This window comes from Kitasatospora sp. NPDC051170, from assembly GCF_044455705.1.
In the GTDB taxonomy this organism is placed as follows: Bacteria; Actinomycetota; Actinomycetes; order Streptomycetales; family Streptomycetaceae; genus Kitasatospora.
The window spans coordinates 237,438-255,042 of the sequence record NZ_JBITFA010000010.1 but is presented as its reverse complement, the minus strand read 5'-3'; the positions used below and the strand labels follow the sequence as shown (position 1 = coordinate 255,042).

Genomic DNA, 17,605 nt, shown 5'->3' with positions numbered 1-17,605 from the left:
CCACTCGCCTGGGGCGACCTGCGAAGGCTACCGCCAGGGTCCGACAACCCCGCCGACGACACCGGCCCGGCGGTCCTGGGACCACCGGGCCGGGCAGTGAGAACGATCACTCAGGACCGTTACTCGGCGTCGAGCTCGGCCTCGACCTCGGCGGGGATGTCGAAGTTGGCGAACACGTTCTGCACGTCGTCGCTGTCCTCGAGCGCGTCGATCAGCTTGAAGATCTTGCGGGCGCCGTCCGCGTCCAGCGGGATCTGCAGGTCGGCGACGAAGTTGGCCTCGGCCGAGTCGTAGTCGATCCCCGCGTCCACCAGCGCCGTGCGGCAGGCCACCAGGTCGGTCGCCTCGCTCATGACCTCGAAGCTGTCACCGAGGTCGGTGACGTCCAGCGCGCCGGCCTCGAGGACGACCTCGGTCACCTTGTCCTCGTCCACACCGTCCGCCTTGGGCACGATGATGACGCCCTTGCGGTTGAAGAGGTACGAGACCGAGCCCGGGTCGGCCATGTTGCCGCCGTTGCGGGTCATGGCGACGCGGACGTCGGAGGCGGCGCGGTTGCGATTGTCGGTGAGGCACTCGATGAGCACCGCGACACCGTTCGGGCCGTAGCCCTCGTACATGATCGTCTGGTAGTCGGCGCCACCGGCCTCGGTGCCGGCGCCGCGGCTGACCGCGCTGTCGATGTTCTTGTTCGGGACCGAGCTCTTCTTGGCCTTCTGAATGGCGTCGAAGAGCGTCGGGTTGCCCGCCGGGTCGGCACCGCCGGTGCGCGCCGCCACCTCGATGTTCTTGATCATCTTGGCGAAGAGCTTGCCGCGCTTGGCGTCGATCACGGCCTTCTTGTGCTTGGTGGTAGCCCACTTAGAGTGGCCGGACATCGCCAGCTCCTTTACGTCGCCAAAGGGAAATGAAACAGCTGAGATCCTACCGGTGTCGTCACCGGTGGAGCGCACACGGCTACGAGGCGGCGGCCAGGTGCTCCTCGACCATCTTCACGAAGTAGGCGTGCACCCGGTGGTCGCCGGTGAGCTCCGGGTGGAACGAGGTGGCCAGCAGGTTGCCCTGGCGCACGGCCACGATCCGGCTGTCCGGGCCGTCCGCGGCGGGCAGCTCGGCCAGCACCTCGACGCCCGCGCCGACCTCCTCGACCCAGGGGGCGCGGATGAACACGCCGTGCACCGGCTCCTCGCCCAGGCCCTTGAAGGAGATCCCGGACTCGAAGGACTCGTTCTGGCGGCCGAAGGCGTTGCGGCGCACGGTCATGTCGATGCCGCCGACGCTCTCCTGGTCGTCCCGGCCGTCGAGGATCTTGTCGGCCAGCATGATCATGCCCGCGCAGGTGCCGTAGACGGGCATCCCGGCGGCGACCCGGTCGCGCACCGGCTGCATCACGTCGAACAGCAGCGCCAGCTTGGACATGGTGGTGGACTCCCCACCGGGGATCACCAGCGCGTCGACCTCGGCCAGCTCCTCGGCACGGCGCACCGGACGGGCGAGCGCGTCGGCCTCGGCCAGTGCCACGAGGTGCTCGCGGACGTCGCCCTGCAGGGCGAGGACGCCGATGACTGGAGTGCTCACGGTCTTCAACCTCTATCGATCGTTACTACGGGCGTAGTGCCACTACCGACGTAGTGGCGCGGCCCCCCCCCCCCCCCCGGGGGGGGGGGGGCGGCGCGGGGGGGGGGGGGGGGCGCCCCCCCCGGCGGGGGGGGGGGCGGGGGCCCGCGGGGGGGGGGGCGCGCCCGCAGTCGTGGGGCGTGCCCCCGAAAACACACCTCTTGCGCGTTTCCCCCGGGGGGGGGCCCCCCCCCGCCGGGGGGGGGGGGCCCCGCCGCGCCCGGGGGGGGGGGGCGGCCCGACGGTGGAAACGGGTGACTACCAGCCGCGGTTGGCGTAGCGCTCGGTCTCCGGCAGGGTGTCGCAGTTGATGCCGACCATGGCCTCGCCCAGGTTGCGGGAGGCGTCGGCGATGATCTTCGGGTCGTCGAAGAAGGTGGTGGCCTTCACGATGGCGGCGGCGCGCTTGGCCGGGTCGCCCGACTTGAAGATGCCCGAGCCGACGAAGACGCCCTCGGCGCCCAGCTGGCGCATCAGCGCGGCGTCGGCCGGGGTGGCCACGCCACCGGCGGAGAACAGCACGACCGGCAGCTTGCCGAGCTCGGCGACCTCCTTGACCAGCTCGTACGGGGCGCGCAGCTCCTTGGCGGCGGCGTACAGCTCGTTGTTGTCGAAGCCGCGCAGCTTGGCGATCTCGTTCTTGATCTGGCGCAGGTGGCGCACCGCCTCGACGACGTTGCCGGTGCCGGCCTCGCCCTTCGAGCGGATCATGGCCGCGCCCTCGGCGATGCGGCGCAGGGCCTCGCCCAGGTTGGTGGCGCCGCAGACGAAGGGGGTGGTGAACGCCCACTTGTCGGAGTGGTTGACCTCGTCGGCCGGGGTCAGCACCTCGGACTCGTCGATGTAGTCGACGCCGAGCGACTGCAGCACCTGGGCCTCGACGAAGTGGCCGATGCGCGACTTGGCCATCACCGGGATGGAGACCGCGCCGATGATCTCCTCGATCATGTTCGGGTCGGACATGCGGGCCACGCCGCCGTCCTTGCGGATGTCCGCCGGAACCCGCTCCAGCGCCATGACGGCCACCGCGCCGGCGTCCTCGGCGATCTTCGCCTGCTCGGCGTTGACCACGTCCATGATCACACCGCCCTTGAGCTGCTCGGCCATGCCGCGCTTGACCCGGGCGGTACCGATCTGCGGCTGGTCTGCGGTGGTGGGGGTGGTGGACACGTGAGACCTCACTCGAAGATGAACCAGTGCTATCGCCCTATGGTAGGCAGAACGAGTGACCCAACCATGCGCCACGAAGTCCAGCCCGGACGACGGGATGCGACAAACGGGCCGTATCCGGGGGACAGCCTAAGCAGGCGCGCCCTCCGGCGTGAGGGCGGGCGGCGGGGCGTCGTCCATCTCGAACGCCATCGGGAACGGCGCACTCCCCGCCAGCCGGAAGTACCTCACCAGACGGTGCTCGCGCACCGCTCGCGCCGCCCGCACCGCGTCGTTGTGGAAGCGACGGGCCATCGGCACCCGCCGCACCGTGGCCGTCAGCTCACGAACCGCTTCCTCCCCGCCCGGCTCCGCCCGCAGCGCCGCCACCTGCTCAGGCTCCTCCAGCACCGCCCGCAGCGCCAGGCTCAACTGACTCTCCGCCACCTCGCGGTGCTCGTCCTCCGCCTGCCGGGCCGCGTGCGCCGCGTCCAGCAGCAGCAGCGAGGCCGCCGGGTCCAACAGCGAGGACGTCGCCAGCTCCATCGCCACCGACGCCCGGCGGACCAGCTGCGCGTCCAGCGCCGCCCGCGCGGCGTCGATCCGGGCGTGCAGCCGGTCCAGCCGTCCTGCCGTCCAACTCAGGTACATGCCGAACAGCACCACGGCCACGCCGGCCCAGATCCAGGTAGTCACGGGCCGCTACGTTACCGGGTGTCACCGGCTCACCCCTCGACGGACGTCACCCGGTAGCTGTCCCGGTCGATGTCCTCGACGTTCACCGCCGTGAACAGCCGGCTGCCCGGCTCCGGCCGCACGAACGCGGCGACCAGCTCGATCACGCCCTCGCTCAGCGCCGCCTTCGCCTCCGGGGTCCGCCCCGGGAAGATCTGGAACTGCACGTACACCTGCGCGTCCGCGGCCCGCCCGCTGGTGCCCACCACCAGCGCCTCCACCTGCCGGAACACCGTCTTGCAGGCGTCCGGCTTCGCGTCGATCGCCTCCACCGCCAGCCGGTTGATCGCCAGCCCCAGGCCACGGCGGTCGAAGGTCCCGGCCAGCGACGACGAGTACTCCACGGAAATCTGCGGCATCGAACTGCCCCCATGCGATCGAACGTTGTACGGACGGCCCGACCCTAGACCCCCTGACGCGGCGATCCGGTCACGGGGCCCCGGTCACGGGGCCCCGGTCACGGGGCCCCGGTCACGGGGCCCCGGTCACGGGCCCTCAGTCGCGCGCCTCAGTCGCGGGCCTCAGTCACGGCGCCTCAGTCGCGGGCCAGCCCGAAGCGGCCGCGCCGACCGCCGCGCACGTCCTCGTCCACCACGGCCGCATGCCCGGCCGTCACCGTCTCGTACACCGCCAGGATGTCCGCACCCACCGTCGACCAGTCGAAGCGCCGCACGTGCCGCGAGGCCGCCTTGCTCAGCTCCGCCAGCCGCCCCGGGTCCCCCAGCAGCCGCAGCGCCGTACGCGCCAGCGCGTCCGCGTCCTCCACCGGGAACAGCTCCCCCGCGTCCCCGCCGTCCAGCACCTGCTTGAACGCGTCCAGATCGCTCGCCAGCACCGGCGCCCCCGCCGACATCGCCTCGACCAGGATGATCCCGAAGCTCTCGCCGCCCGTGTTCGGCGCCACGTACAGGTCCACGCTGCGCAGCAGCCGCGCCTTCTCCCGGTCCGACACCATCCCCAGGAACTCCACCTGCCGGCGGACCTCCGGCGCCAGGCCCGCGACGGCCTCCTCCTCGTCGCCCTTGCCCGCCACCAGCAGCCGCACCCCGGGGCGCTGCTCCAGGATCCTCGGCAGCGCCGCCAGCAGCGTCGGCAGGCCCTTGCGCGGCTCGTTGATCCGCCCGATGAACCCGATCGTGCCCGGCTCCCCGGCCGCCGCACCGCCCGTCCAGCGCTCGTCCGGCTCCGCCTCCGCGAAGAACCCCACGTCCACGCCGTTGGGGATCACCACCGCGTCCCCGCCCAGGTGCTCCACCAGCGTGCGGCGCGCGTACTCCGACACCGCGATCCGCGCCCGGATCTTCTCCAGGCCCGGCTGCAGGATCGGCGAGGCCGCGATCATCGCCCGCGAGCGCGGGTTCGAGGTGTGGAACGTCGCCACCATCGGCCCGGTCGCCGACCACGCGGCCAGTATCGACAGACTCGGCGAGGCCGGCTCGTGCACGTGCAGGATGTCGAACCGCCCGTCGTGCAGCCACCGCCGCACCCGGGCCGCCGACAGGATGCCGAAGCTCAGCCGCGCCACCGACCCGTTGTACGGCACCGCCACCGCCCGCCCCGCCGACACCACGTACGGCGGGAGCGCCTCGTCGTCCTCGGCCGGCGCCAGCACCGACACCTCGTGCCCCAGGCCGATCAGGTGCTCGGCCAGGTCCCGGATGTGGAACTGCACCCCGCCGGGGACGTCCCAGTCGTACGGGCAGACGATGCCGATCTTCACGAGCTCCTCGGATTCCCTGTGACGTTCCTGGTGAAAGGTGAAAGGTGAAGGTGAAAAATGAACGGTGAAAAAGGTGACAGCGGCCGGATCAGGACCCGGTCGCCTCCGCCGCCGGCTCCCCCGCCGGCACCGGCACGGCCTTCCCCGCCACCGTCTCGCGGACGGGCAGATCGGCCAGCCAGAACTTCTGCAGCATGTGCCAGTCCTGCGGGTGCTCGGCGATCCCCCGCTCCCAGATGTCCGCCATCGCCTGCGTCATCGCCAGCGTCCGCTCCTTGCGGTCGCCCACCTGCGGCTCCACCACCTCCGGGTGGATGCGCCCGCGCAGCACCGGCCCGTCGTACCAGAGCGTCACCGGCAGCAGCGCCGCCCCCGTCCGCTGGCACAGCGCCGCCGGGCCCGCCGGCATCCGGGTCCTCTCGCCGAAGAACGACACCTCGATGCCCGCCTCCGAGAGGTCCCGGTCCCCCACCAGGCAGACCATCTTCCCCGCGCGCAGCCGCCGCGCCAGCGTGCCGATCACGTTCACCGAGCCGCCCGTCAGCGCCAGGACCTCCATGCCCTGGCCCTCCCGGAACTCCACGAACCGGTCGAACAGCCGCTCCGGCTTCAACCGCTCCGCGACCGTCGTGAACGGGTGGCCCTTCTGCGCCACCCACGTCCCCGCCAGGTCCCAGTTGGCCATGTGCGGCAGCGCTATGACCGCGCCCCGGCCGTTCTTCAGGTTCTCCTCGAGCAGCTCGAAGCCGTCCACCTGGACGTCCCTCGCCACCCGCTCCCGGCTCCACACCGGCAGCCGGAACGACTCCATCCAGTAGCGCAGGTACGAGCGCATCCCGGCCTTGGACAGCTCCCGCAGCCCGGCCTCGTCCAGCCCCGGACGGACCCTGCGCAGGTTCGCCTCCAGCTGCAGCACCCGCTTGCCGCGCCGACGCCACGCGTAGTCCGCCAGAACGTCGAACAGCGCCCGCGCCCAGGACTCCGGCAGGTGCTTCAGCACCGCCCAGCCCGCCGCGTACGCCCAGTACACCAGTCGGTCCGTCACCGCCGGACTCCCCCCATCAGCTGCCGGCCGCCGCACGGTCGGCCTCGAACGCCTCACGGCGCACCGTCACCATGCGCTGCACCACCGTCACCAGACTGCCCGCCGCGACCAGCCACAGCGCCGCCGGCAGCAGCCACTCCACGTACGACACCCCGAAGGTGTGCAGACCCGCGATCCCGGCCGCCACCAGGCTGATCACCAGCCGCTCGGCCCGCTCCACCAGCCCCGACACGTCGCACGGCAGCCCCTGGCTCTGCGCCCGCGCCTTGGTGTACGAGACGATCAGACCGCTCGCCAGGCAGAAGATCGCCACCGCGCACAGCAGGTCGTCGTCACCCCTGCCCGCGTACCACATCGCGATCCCGCCGAAGATCGCCGCATCGGCGACCCGGTCCAGCGTGGAGTCCAGGAAGGCCCCCCACTTCGAGGTCCGGCCCAGCTGGCGGGCCATGTTCCCGTCCACCAGGTCCGAGAAGATGAAGAGCGTGATCGTGATCGTGCCCCAGAAGAACTCCCCGCGCGGGAAGAACACCAGCGCACCGGCCACCGAACCGGCCGTACCGATCAGCGTCACGGCGTCCGGGCTCACACCCAGGCGGATCAGGAACGCGGCGAACGGGGTCAGGACACGTGTGAAGAAGGCACGCGCGTATTTGTTGAGCATGGCCTTCCCAGCCGCTCCGATCTTCCTGGTACCCGCCTGGCGCAGGACACGCGGCAGACGGCCGGACGGATCAGCCCGACCGGCCCACCCATCGTAGCCACGCCCGGGACACCCTCCGTCGCACGCACCGCCGCACGGCACACCGGCCACGGCCCGCCGTCCCCGAGCGTCCCCACGAGGACCGCCCCTACACTGCGAAAGGACAGCCTCGGCGCCACGGGAGGAGACCCCGATGCCCGACCGCAGCACGGCACGATCCGGCCAGGCACCCGCCGTCACCGGTCCGAAGGACCTGCGCAACGTCGCCCTCGTCGGAGCGAGCGGTGTGGGCAAGACCACCCTCGCCGAATCCCTCGCCCTCGCCGCCGGAGCCACCGGCCGCCCCGGCCGCGTCGCCGACGGCACCACCGTCTCCGACCACGAGGACATCGAGCACCAGCAGCAGCGCTCCGTCCAGCTCTCCCTGCTCCCCCTCGAATGGAAGGGCGTCAAGATCAACCTGATCGACCCGCCCGGCCACCCCGACTTCACCGCCGACCTGCGCGCCGCCCTCCACGCCGCCGACGCCGCCGTCTTCGTCGTCTCCGCCACCGACCCCGTCACCGCCCCCACCCGCGCCCTCTGGCGCGAATGCGCCGCCCAAGGCATCCCCCGCGCCATCGCCGTCGCCAAACTCGACCTCGCCCGCGCCGGCTTCGACGACATCCTCGACCTCTGCCACGACGCCTTCGACCTGGGCCCCGACACCCTGCGGCCCCTCTTCCTGCCCGTCCTCCACGACGGACACCCCGACGGCAGCGTCGACCTCATCACCGGCGACACCTACGGCGACACCACCGCCGCCCCCGACACCGGCCCCGCCCACGACAGCCTCGTCGAAGCCATCTCCGGCCAGGACGACACCCTCATGGAGCGCTACCTCACCGGCGACACCCTCGACCCCGACGCCCTCGAAGCCGGACTGCGCCGCGAAGTCCTCGCCTGCGCCCTCCACCCCGCCGTCCCCACCAGCGACAACGGCCTCGGCGCCGCCGAACTCCTCGACCTCATCGCCCACACCTTCCCCGACCCCACCGAACGCACCCGCCCCGCCCCCGCCTGCGACCCCGACGCCCCCCTCGCCGCCCAGGTCGTCCGCGTCACCGGAGACGCCTACGTCGGCCGCATCAGCCTCCTGCGCGTCTACGCCGGCACCCTGCGCCCCGACACCCGCATCCACCTCAGCGGCCCCGCCCACACCGCCGGCCAGAACGGCGACGAACGCGTCACCACCCTCACCAGCCCCTTCGGCAAGCTCCAGCGGCCCGTCCCCCACGCCGTCGCCGGCGACCTCGTCTGCGCCGCCAAACTCACCACCGCCCGCGCCGGCGACACCGTCCACGACCCCGGCCACCCCGTCGACCTCGACGGCTGGACCCTCCCCGAACCGCTGCTCCCCGTCGCCGTCGAAGCCCACAGCAAGGCCGACGACGACAAGCTCTCCCAGGCCCTCACCCGCCTCGCCGCCGAAGACCCCGCCCTGCGCGTCGAACAGAACCCCGACACCCACCAGCTCGTCCTCTGGTGCACCGGCGAAGCCCACGCCGACGTCGTCCTCGACCGCCTGCGCACCCGCCACGGCGTCCACGTCGACACCGTCGAACCCAAGGTCGCCCTGCGCGAGACCTTCGGCACCGCCGCCGCCGGCCACGGCCGCCTCGTCAAACAGTCCGGCGGCCACGGCCAGTACGCCATCTGCGAACTCGAGGTCGAACCCCTCCCCGCCGGCTCCGGATTCGAGTTCCAGGAGAGCGTCGTCGGCGGCGCCGTCCCCAAGCACTTCATCCCCTCCGTCGAGAAGGGCATCCGCGCCCAACTCGCCAAGGGCGTCGCCACCGGCCACCCCCTCGTCGACGTCCGCGTCACCCTCACCGACGGCAAGGCGCACTCCGTCGACTCCTCCGACAGCGCCTTCCAGACCGCCGCCGCCCTCGCCCTGCGCGACGCCGCCGGGCACGCCGTCATCCGCCTGCTCGAACCCGTCGCCGCCGTCACCGTCCTCCTGCCCGACGACTACCTCGGCGCCGTCCTCGGCGACCTCTCCGCCCGCCGGGGCCGCGTCCTCGGCACCGAGACCGGCGGCCCCGCCCTCACCCTGCTGCGCGCCGAGGTCCCCGAACTCGAACTCGCCCGCTACCCCGTCGACCTGCGCTCACTCACCCACGGCACCGCCGAGTTCTCCCGCGCCCACCTGCGCCACGAACCCATGCCCGCCGCCCTCGCCGAGCGCTACACCGACTGACCGGGCTGTACGGCCTCAACGGGCTGTGCGGCCTAAACAGTCTGGCCGGACTGGACGGCTAAACGGACTGGACGGACTGGGGCTTGCGCGGCGGCAGCGCACACGCCGCCGTACCCCCCGGCATCCGGTGCCGGTTCCGCGCCACCCAGCGGTACACCACCGCCGCCACCGGCCGCACCGGCGCCAACGCCGCCACCGCCCCCAGGTACGCCCACGCCCCGCCCGTACGCATCAACAGCCGCGCCACCGCCTGCGCACCCCCGTACACCGCACCCGAAGGCGTCACCCACAGCACCTCGCGCCCGGCCCGCTCCGCCGACACCTCCCCCCGGCCACCCGCCAGCGCGTCCAGCTCCGCCAGATCCGCGAACTGGAACGGCACCGCCTCCCAGCCCCCCGAGGCCAGCGTCTGCCGCAGATACCGCTCACCCCACCGCACACAGGACGAACAGAACGCGCAGTCCCCGTCGAAAACCAGCACCGGATCCTTCACCACGGCCTCCCCTGTCTCCACCTGTCTCCACCACGCCTGACACCCCCATCCTCCTCCACCCCCACACCACCGCGCCCAGCGGGCCCACCGGGTATCGAACCCCCGGAACCTGGGCATCATGCCCCTCGGGCCCGCCGGCCCCGGGCCCGATCCAGCCAGCACTGACGGCACTTCAGACGATCATCGGCGCACCGGTGCCACGGCACGGTAACCTGCCGCTGACAAGGGGAGGAGGGGACGCCACCGTGACCACACTCGACATGACCCCGGGTGCGCAGATACCCCGGACGGACACCGGCCCGCAGACCGCCGTCAGCCTGGCACTCGCCTCCGCCGCCTACCGCGACGGCGAGGTCACCGGCTTCGTCGACGCCCTGGCCTCGGGCACCGCCAAGAAGGGCCGCTTCGCCCTCTTCCGCCCCAACGTCGGCGAGGCGTTCAGCAAGGCCCTCATCGCCCGCACCATCGGCGGCGGCCGCAAACCCCTCGTCCCCGCCTTCGGCGTCGACACCCGCCAGATCGTCGAACACTGCCTCGCGGCCGAGGAACTGCGCCACGCCCGCGACCGGAAACTCAGCGGCGTCACCGTCCTCACCGCCCTGCTCTTCCTCCCCGGCACCCTCGTCTGGCTCGGCGCCTTCCAACTGCGCGCCTGGCTCAAGCGCGACAGCCGGCGCGGCGCCGACACCTACGGCGCCTTCGCCCTCATCGCCGCCGCACTCCTCGCCGTCGTCCTCGCGCTGCGCCCCCCGGCCGACGGCCTCCTCGGGTTCTACCTGCGCATCACCATGCTCGCGCCCGTCATCGGCTGGTACCTCGCCCGCCGCATCGTCGACCGCTCCGCCGTCGACCTGCGCAGGCGCTGGGAGGACCTCGTCGGAGGCAGTGCCGTCGCCGCCACCGTGGCCAAGGCCGTCCCCCGCGACGACCTCGACAAGAAGGCCAACGAACTGCGCGACAGCCTCGGCCGCCTCGAGGCCGAGCAGGAGACCAACATCCAGCACTACGCCGTCCCCAAGGGCATCCTCGGGGCCGGCCGCCGCTGGGGCGAATGGCGCCTCGCCGACACCCTCCACCCCGCCGAGGGCCACGTCGACTTCCGCGCCTTCCACCCCTGGGACCTCGTCCGCCGCATCTCCACCCACCTCAAGGGCCTCGGCGTCAGCCACGTCGCCAACAGCGGCATCCCCAACGTCGCCATCAAGCAGTGGGTCGTCTACGACATCAGCGACGGCGCCGACGAGATCAGCCGCCCCGGCAGCGCCGACATGGACGGCGAGCGGATGCGCGACTTCGCCGTCCAGAGCATCGCCGACAAGCAGACCTTCCCCGGCGGCCCCCGGCACTACATCGCCACCCAGTTCATCACCCACGACGGCAAGTTGGTCCTCACCTTCACCGTCACCGTCACCCTCCTCGCCAACGTCCTCACCATCTCCGTCGCCGGCTACGCGCTCGGCCCGGTCAAGGGCGTGTTCTTCGACAAGCCGAAGGACAAGGAGAAGAAGATCCCCAAGACCGTGAAGTTCTGGGAGGAACGCACGGTCAAGCTCCCCCTGATCGACAACGACGAGGTCGTCCGCCAGGCCGTCCGCGCCCCCTTCCACAAGATCCCCGGCCTCCTCCGCTGGCTCGGCGGCGGCCTCGACCTGCCCGAGCCCTTCGGCCTGCGCCACGCCTGGGTCGGCCGGGCCTGGGACAGCCGCACGATGATCGACAACGCGACCAACGCCTCCGTCCCCGTGCTCAACGCCGTCCACGCGGCCACCCTCGAGTTCCTCGAGGAGCACGACCTCGACGCGGACCGCTTCTTCAAGACCCGCACCTCGATCATCAAGTCCGAGGCCCAGGGCACCCGCCCCTACGAGGCCGACGTCTACAACGCGAACTAGGGCGTACAAGAGGGGCCCGCCACCGAATTCCCCGGTGGCGGGCCCCTCTTGTCACGTCTCAGCCCTGCGGCCAGACCTCGGCCAGCATCTTGCGGGTGTCCGCCAGCAGCTGCGGCAGCACCTTGGTGTGGCCGACCACCGGCATGAAGTTGGTGTCCCCGCCCCAGCGCGGCACCACGTGCTGGTGCAGGTGCGCCGCGATCCCGGCCCCCGCCGCCGCGCCCTGGTTCATCCCGATGTTGAACCCGTGCGCCCCGGAGGCCGCACGCAGCGCGGTCATCGCCTTCTTGGTGAAGTCGGCCAGCTCCGCCGTCTCGGCGGCGTCCAGCTCCGTGTAGTCCGCGACGTGCCGGTACGGGACCACCATCAGGTGCCCGCCGTTGTACGGGTACAGGTTCAGCACCGCGAACACCGAGGACCCGCGCGCGACGACCAGCCCGTCCTCGTCGCTCAGCGACGGGATCGAGCAGAACGGGCAACCGTCGTCCGGAGCCGGGCCGGTGGGCTTGTTCTCACCCTGGATGTACGCCATCCGATGGGGCGTCCACAGGCGGCGGAAGCCGTCCGGCTCCCCGACGCCCCGCTGCAGTTCCGGCTCAGTCGTCATGCTGATCAGCATATTCGCCCGACCGGGCTCGCAAAGCCCTGCGGGGCAGACTCATCAAGAGCCTGCCCCGCACGTGATCGTCCGACTACCGCGTCACACCTGCACGCGGTTCTTCACGGCCTCGACGATCTCCTGCACCGCGTCCGCCACCGGAACGCCGTTCTTCTGCTCACCGTTGCGGTAGCGGAACGACACGGCGCCGGCCTCGACATCGTCATTGCCAGCGATGATCATGAACGGCACCTTGGTCTTCTGTGCGTTCCTGATCTTCTTCTGCATCCGGTCGTCCGAGGTGTCCACCTCGACCCGGATCCCCTGCTTCTTGAGCTCGGCCGCGACCTCCAGCAGGTACGGCACGTGCTCGTCGGTGATCGGGATGCCGGTCACGGTGACCGGGGCCAGCCACGGCGGCATGGCACCGGCGTAGTGCTCCAGCAGCACCGCGAAGAAGCGCTCGATGCTGCCGAACAGCGCCCGGTGGATCATGACCGGCCGCTGACGCGAGCCGTCCGCAGCGGTGTACTCAAGATCGAAACGCTCGGGCAGGTTGAAGTCGAGCTGGATGGTGCTCATCTGCCAGGTCCGGCCGATGGCGTCCCGCGCCTGCACCGAGATCTTCGGCCCGTAGAAGGCCGCGCCACCCGGGTCCGGCACCAGCGGCAGACCCTGCTTCTCGGCCACCGCCGCCAGAACGCGGGTGGCCTCCTCCCACGCCTCATCCGAGCCGACGAACTTCTCCGGGTCCTTGGTCGACAGCTCCAGGTAGAAGTCCGTCAGACCGTAGTCCCGAAGGAGGTTGAGCACGAAGGTCAGCGTGGAGTCGAGCTCCTCCGCCATCTGCTCGCGGGTGCAGTAGATGTGCGCGTCGTCCTGCGTGAAGCCACGCGCACGGGTCAGGCCGTGCACGACGCCCGACTTCTCGTACCGGTACACCGTCCCGAACTCGAAGAGGCGCAGCGGCAGTTCACGGTACGAGCGGCCGCGCGCGTCGAAGATCAGGTTGTGCATCGGGCAGTTCATCGGCTTGAGGTAGTAGTCCACGCCCTCGTCGAGCTGCATGGGCGGGTACATACCGTCCGCGTACCAGTCGAGGTGGCCGCTCTTCTCGAAGAGCTTCCCCTTGGTGGCGTGCGGGGTGTAGACGAACTCGTAGCCCTCTTCCTCGTGCCGCTTGCGCGAGTAGTCCTCCATGGCGCGGCGGATGATGCCGCCCTTGGGGTGGAAGACGGCGAGGCCGGAGCCGATCTCCTCGGGGATGGAGAAGAGGTCGAGCTCGTTGCCGAGCTTGCGGTGGTCGCGCTTCTCGGCCTCGACGAGGAAGTCCAGGTGGGCCTTGAGCTCGTCCTTGCTGGGCCAGGCGGTGCCGTAGATGCGCTGCAACTGCGGGTTCTTCTCGCTGCCGCGCCAGTAGGCGGACGCGTTGCGCATGAGCTTGAACGCCGGGATGTGCCGGGTGCTGGGCAGGTGGGGGCCTCGGCAGAGGTCGCCCCAGCACTGCTCGCCGGTCTTGGCGTCCAGGTTGTCGTAGATGGTGAGCTCGGCGCCGCCGACCTCGACGTCGGCGCCTTCGCCGGCGGTGGCGGCGGAGCCCTTGAGGCCGATCAGCTCGAGCTTGTACGGCTCGGCGGCGAGTTCCTCGGCGGCGGCCTCGTCGGTGACCACGCGGCGGGAGAACTTCTGCCCGCGCTTGATGATCTCCTGCATGCGCTTCTCGATGGCCTTGAGGTCATCGGGGTGGAAGGGCTTCTCGACGTCGAAGTCGTAGTAGAAGCCGTCCTTGACCGGCGGGCCGATGCCGAGCTTGGCCTCGGGGTAGAGCTGCTGGACGGCCTGGGCCATGACGTGCGCGGTGGAGTGGCGCAGGATGTCGAGGCCGTCCTTGCTGCCGATCTCGACGGGCTCGACCTCGTCGCCGTCCTGGACGGCGTAGGCGAGGTCCTTGAGCTGGCCGGCGACGCGGGCGGCGATGATCGAGCGGTCGTCGGCGAAGAGGTCGGCGGCCGTAGTGCCCGTCGTCACCACGCGCTCTTCCCGATCGGGTTCGCGGCTGATGATTACCCGGACGTCCGTCACCGGTCTCTCCTGACGTGCTGGATCGAGACGCAGCACAGCGCTGCGCGTGACGATGGTACCGAGAGCACCGCCTGCGCTGCGCACCTGCGTCCCCTACACCTCCGCTACGTCTCCTCCGTTCCTTCCTGGAGACCCTTGAGCAGCTGTTCGCGGTCGCCTTCCCCCCAGCCGCCCTCCTCCCACCCGCACGGTTCGAGTCCGTGGGGCCGGCCGAGCCGGCGGAAGCCGCCGTGGGGTTCGAGGCGGCCGGAGAGGCGGACGGGCAGGCCGGCGAGGTGGGCCTCGGCGGCGAGCCGGTAGTCGGGGTCGGGCAGGCGGATCTTGAGTTCGCGGACGTCGGCGCCGGAGAGCACCCGCAGCCGTACGGAGCCGGGCCCGGCGGGGTCGGCGCGCTTGAGGCGGACGACGAGGCCCGTGACGGTGACGGGTACGGCGGGTTCGAGGCTCTCCAGGAGGTCGGACGCCTCGGCGAGGGCGGGCAGGTCGCCGGGTGAGAAGTCGAGGACGATGCGGCGGTCGCCGAAGCCGCCGGGTGTCCCGGTGGCGGCGGACCAGGCGACGGTGAGCCGGGCGCCGGTGGTGCCGCGGACGAGTTCCTCGACGGACTGGACGAGTTCCCGGCTGACGCCGGCCTGGACGGCGTTCTCGAAGGCGTCGAGTCCCCCGCTGACCCGGCGGTAGTCGACGGCGTCGCGCAGCGCCTCGAGGGCGCGGACGAGGGTGGTGACGGCGGTGCGGCCCTCGGGGGCGGGGGTGTAGGCGGTGAGGGCGGGGCCCTGTTCGACGACGAGGACGCGGTCGAGGTACTCGCCGGCGGGTCCGTCGAGCCGGGCGCCGAAGTAGGCGGCGCGGGTGCGGCCGGCCTTGGCTGCGGCGGCGAGCATGGTGCGGGCGGCCCGCTGGAGGCGTTCGGCGTCGTCCCAGCCGGTGGCCTCGGCGGGGCCGGGCAGGTCGCGGTGCCAGCGCAGTTCGTCGCCGGGGAGGGCGAGGGCGAGGAGGATGGAGCGGGCGGAGGGGGTGCGGGAGCGGGAGAGGGTGGTGACGGCGTCGGTGAGGAGTTCGACGGCGTCGTCGAAGCCGTCTGCGGCGGGGACGAGGAGGCTGGTGCCCGGTTCCTGGTCGGGCGGGGTCCAGCGGCCGTAGCGGGCGGCGGGGCCTCCGCGGCGGATCCAGCCGTACCGGGCGAGCAGGGTGGCGAGCACCGCGGGGTCGACGGTGGCCGGGTCGGGCAGGGGGCGGGCGGTCTCGCCCGGTCCGTGCGGCGCAGTCATGGGGGTGATTCCTCGCTGCCGGGGCCGGGCGGTCACGGGCTTCCGCCCGCGCCGACCCGGGCCATGATGTCGCAGAGCGCGCGGTCGTCGAAGACCTGGTCGGTGGGGACCCGGACGTTGGTGCGCCGGCGGCCGGTGACGGGGTGGCCGGCGAGGTTGGTCCAGTAGCAGCAGTGCCTCAGTTCCAGTGCGTCGGGCCGGGCGTCGAGCCACTGGTCGACGCGGCTGGGGAGCAGCATGACGACCAGGAGGCGGGGGACGGCGACGCGGGTGCGGGCGAGTTTGCGCAGGTGCTCGTTGTCGAGGGTGAAGCTGAAGTGGGGCCCGGGCGGTGGGGCGGCGATCTGCTGGGTGGCCTTGAGCTGGATCTTGACGGTGACCTCGTCGTCGACCTCGTGGTCGCGGGAGCCGTGGCTGACGTGCCAGTCGATGCCGTTGTCCGGGAAGGGCTGGGAGAGCGAGCAGCCGGCCGCGGCGGCGACGGCGTGCAGGTAGCCGACCTGCAGGGTCTCCATGCAGGCGGTGACGGCCAGGTTTCCTCGGTGTGCGTCCGCCGCCGCCCCTTCGGGCTGCGGCTGGGTCAGTGCCATGGCCCCGTGGCCTCCCCCGGCTCCGGGCCCGCCCGGGCTCGGGCGGGACACCCTCCGTGAGGATCCCCGGTCGGGCCTGGGCCAAACGGTTGAACGGGTGTCAGAAGCGGGTATCAACCGGGCGCGGAACGCTCGCCTGAGGGGCAGTCATGCAGCAGATCTGGTACACCGGCCCACTCGCCTCCTTCGACACCGAGACCACCGGCGTGGACGTGGAGTCCGATCGGATCGTCTCGGCCGCCCTGGTCGTCCAACTCGCCCCGGGTGCATCGGTGCAGGGCACCACCTGGCTCGCCGATCCGGGCGTGCCGATCCCCGACGGCGCCCGTGCGGTGCACGGCATCAGCGACGAGCGGGTGCGGGCGCACGGCCGCCCGGCCCGTTCGGTGGTGGCCGAGGTCGCGCGGGCGCTGGCGGCGCAGGCGCGGTCGGGGCGTCCGGTGGTGGTGATGAACGCGCCGTACGATCTGACGCTGCTGGACCGGGAGTTGCGCCGTCATCTCGGGGTGACGCTGGCGGAGGCCCTGGGGCCGGCGCCGCTGGTGATACTCGATCCACGGGTGCTGGACAAGCACGTGGACCGCTACCGCAAGGGCCGTCGGACGTTGACGGACCTGTGTGCGCACTACGAGGTGGAGCTGACCGGTGCTCATGACGCGGCGGCGGACGCGACGGCGGCGCTGACGCTGACGCGGCGGATAGGCGCCCGCTATCCGGCGGCGCTGGGCGGGTTGTCGGCGGCGGAGCTGCATCTGCGGCAGGCGGTGTGGCACGCGGCGCAGGCGCGGGGGTTGCAGCGGTGGTTCGACCGGTCGGGGACGCCGGAGCGGGTGGACCTGTCCTGGCCGTTGCGGCCGGCGCGGTGCGGCTGCGGCCGCCGGATGGAGCCGGAGCACGGTTGCGAGGCGGCGGCGTAGGCGGCGTTGCGACCGGTCGGCCCGGGACGTGCAGCGGGCCCTGATCCTTTTCGGATCAGGGCCCGCGTGCTGTCCGGTGGGCGATACTGGGATCGAACCAGTGACCCCTTCGGTGTGAACGAAGTGCTCTCCCGCTGAGCTAATCGCCCGGGCAACGAGAAGAACTGTAGCACCATTGCGAGCCGGTCGTACAACTCGTCCCTTCCGGGGACGGCCGACGCTTCCGCAGAACTCGCGCTCCGCCGGGTTGCTGACTGATCCTCAGCCTGATTAACGGGTGATCTCCCGGCGATCTCCGGGGGATTCCCGGAAATACACGTGAGGCCCAGCCGATAATCGACTGGGCCTCACATATCACAATGCATTCCGGTGGGCGATACTGGGATCGAACCAGTGACCCCTTCGGTGTGAACGAAGTGCTCTCCCGCTGAGCTAATCGCCCGGGTGCAGGGAAAACATTACCGCATCCCGAGGGGTGGTCCGACCACCCCGGGGGCCGGCGGCCCCGGCGCGGGGCCCGCCCACGGGGCCGCCCGACGTCCGGAGGCGCG

The 17,605-nt window shown here is 71.7% G+C and carries 16 protein-coding genes and 2 tRNA genes; 3 read left to right on the top strand and 15 right to left on the bottom strand.

Annotated elements, in window-relative coordinates; translation table 11 throughout:
- Positions 1 to 119: 119 nt before the first annotated feature.
- The 8 genes from ACIBCA_RS22260 to pgsA form a co-directional block, all read right to left on the bottom strand.
- Positions 120 to 878 carry a YebC/PmpR family DNA-binding transcriptional regulator gene (locus ACIBCA_RS22260; protein ID WP_396284671.1) on the bottom strand — a complete coding sequence of 253 codons (759 nt, stop codon included), beginning with the start codon at positions 876 to 878 and terminating at the stop codon, positions 120 to 122.
- Positions 879 to 957: 79 nt separating this feature from the next.
- Positions 958 to 1,578 (bottom strand): pyridoxal 5'-phosphate synthase glutaminase subunit PdxT, encoded by a 621-nt coding sequence (gene pdxT / locus ACIBCA_RS22255; RefSeq protein WP_031072589.1) that lies wholly within the window; start codon positions 1,576 to 1,578, stop codon positions 958 to 960.
- Positions 1,579 to 1,875: 297 nt separating this feature from the next.
- Positions 1,876 to 2,787: a pyridoxal 5'-phosphate synthase lyase subunit PdxS gene (gene pdxS / locus ACIBCA_RS22250; protein ID WP_396284670.1), complete on the bottom strand. Its 912-nt coding sequence runs from the start codon at positions 2,785 to 2,787 to the stop codon at positions 1,876 to 1,878.
- Between the two features lie 129 nt (positions 2,788 to 2,916).
- On the bottom strand, positions 2,917 to 3,417 hold the full coding sequence (locus ACIBCA_RS22245) for a hypothetical protein (protein WP_396284744.1): 501 nt from the start codon (positions 3,415 to 3,417) through the stop codon (positions 2,917 to 2,919).
- Positions 3,418 to 3,491: 74 nt separating this feature from the next.
- Positions 3,492 to 3,860, bottom strand: coding sequence for a 5-carboxymethyl-2-hydroxymuconate Delta-isomerase (locus ACIBCA_RS22240; protein ID WP_396284669.1), 369 nt, complete (start codon positions 3,858 to 3,860; stop codon positions 3,492 to 3,494).
- Positions 3,861 to 4,036: 176 nt separating this feature from the next.
- Positions 4,037 to 5,221, bottom strand: coding sequence for a glycosyltransferase family 4 protein (locus ACIBCA_RS22235; protein ID WP_396284668.1), 1,185 nt, complete (start codon positions 5,219 to 5,221; stop codon positions 4,037 to 4,039).
- A gap of 88 nt (positions 5,222 to 5,309) precedes the next feature.
- Complete coding sequence (locus ACIBCA_RS22230; protein WP_396284667.1) at positions 5,310 to 6,266, bottom strand: phosphatidylinositol mannoside acyltransferase; 957 nt, start codon at positions 6,264 to 6,266, stop codon at positions 5,310 to 5,312.
- 16 nt (positions 6,267 to 6,282) lie between these two features.
- On the bottom strand, positions 6,283 to 6,930 hold the full coding sequence (gene pgsA, locus ACIBCA_RS22225; RefSeq protein WP_396284666.1) for a phosphatidylinositol phosphate synthase: 648 nt from the start codon (positions 6,928 to 6,930) through the stop codon (positions 6,283 to 6,285).
- A gap of 232 nt (positions 6,931 to 7,162) precedes the next feature.
- Between pgsA and ACIBCA_RS22220 the strand changes: the two genes are divergently transcribed.
- The gene (locus ACIBCA_RS22220) at positions 7,163 to 9,211 is read left to right on the top strand and encodes an elongation factor G-like protein EF-G2 (RefSeq protein WP_396284665.1); all 2,049 of its coding nucleotides are present in this window, start codon (positions 7,163 to 7,165) and stop codon (positions 9,209 to 9,211) included.
- 58 nt (positions 9,212 to 9,269) lie between these two features.
- Here ACIBCA_RS22220 and ACIBCA_RS22215 read toward each other — a convergent pair whose 3' ends face one another.
- Positions 9,270 to 9,725 carry a thiol-disulfide oxidoreductase DCC family protein gene (locus ACIBCA_RS22215; protein WP_396284664.1) on the bottom strand — a complete coding sequence of 152 codons (456 nt, stop codon included), beginning with the start codon at positions 9,723 to 9,725 and terminating at the stop codon, positions 9,270 to 9,272.
- 224 nt (positions 9,726 to 9,949) lie between these two features.
- Between ACIBCA_RS22215 and ACIBCA_RS22210 the strand changes: the two genes are divergently transcribed.
- Positions 9,950 to 11,596, top strand: coding sequence for a hypothetical protein (locus ACIBCA_RS22210; protein ID WP_396284663.1), 1,647 nt, complete (start codon positions 9,950 to 9,952; stop codon positions 11,594 to 11,596).
- Between the two features lie 58 nt (positions 11,597 to 11,654).
- Here the strand turns inward: ACIBCA_RS22210 and ACIBCA_RS22205 are convergent, their stop codons facing one another.
- The 4 genes from ACIBCA_RS22205 to ACIBCA_RS22190 form a co-directional block, all read right to left on the bottom strand.
- Positions 11,655 to 12,215, bottom strand: a complete 561-nt coding sequence (locus ACIBCA_RS22205; RefSeq protein ID WP_031078671.1) for an HIT domain-containing protein — start codon at positions 12,213 to 12,215, stop codon at positions 11,655 to 11,657.
- Between the two features lie 81 nt (positions 12,216 to 12,296).
- Positions 12,297 to 14,276 carry a threonine--tRNA ligase gene (gene thrS / locus ACIBCA_RS22200; protein WP_396284662.1) on the bottom strand — a complete coding sequence of 660 codons (1,980 nt, stop codon included), beginning with the start codon at positions 14,274 to 14,276 and terminating at the stop codon, positions 12,297 to 12,299.
- A 104-nt stretch (positions 14,277 to 14,380) separates the two neighbouring features.
- A complete protein-coding gene (locus ACIBCA_RS22195; protein WP_396284661.1) occupies positions 14,381 to 15,547 on the bottom strand; it encodes a hypothetical protein in 1,167 nt (388 codons plus the stop codon).
- 32 nt (positions 15,548 to 15,579) lie between these two features.
- On the bottom strand, positions 15,580 to 16,137 hold the full coding sequence (locus ACIBCA_RS22190; RefSeq protein ID WP_396284660.1) for a DUF4365 domain-containing protein: 558 nt from the start codon (positions 16,135 to 16,137) through the stop codon (positions 15,580 to 15,582).
- Between the two features lie 149 nt (positions 16,138 to 16,286).
- On the opposite strand from ACIBCA_RS22190, the gene ACIBCA_RS22185 reads away from it, so the two are divergent.
- Positions 16,287 to 17,054, top strand: coding sequence for an exonuclease domain-containing protein (locus ACIBCA_RS22185; protein ID WP_396284659.1), 768 nt, complete (start codon positions 16,287 to 16,289; stop codon positions 17,052 to 17,054).
- 77 nt (positions 17,055 to 17,131) lie between these two features.
- Here the strand turns inward: ACIBCA_RS22185 and ACIBCA_RS22180 are convergent.
- Both ACIBCA_RS22180 and ACIBCA_RS22175 read right to left on the bottom strand, forming a co-directional pair.
- Positions 17,132 to 17,203, bottom strand: a tRNA-Val gene (locus ACIBCA_RS22180).
- Positions 17,204 to 17,424: 221 nt separating this feature from the next.
- A tRNA-Val gene (locus tag ACIBCA_RS22175) sits at positions 17,425 to 17,496 on the bottom strand.
- Positions 17,497 to 17,605: the final 109 nt, after the last annotated feature.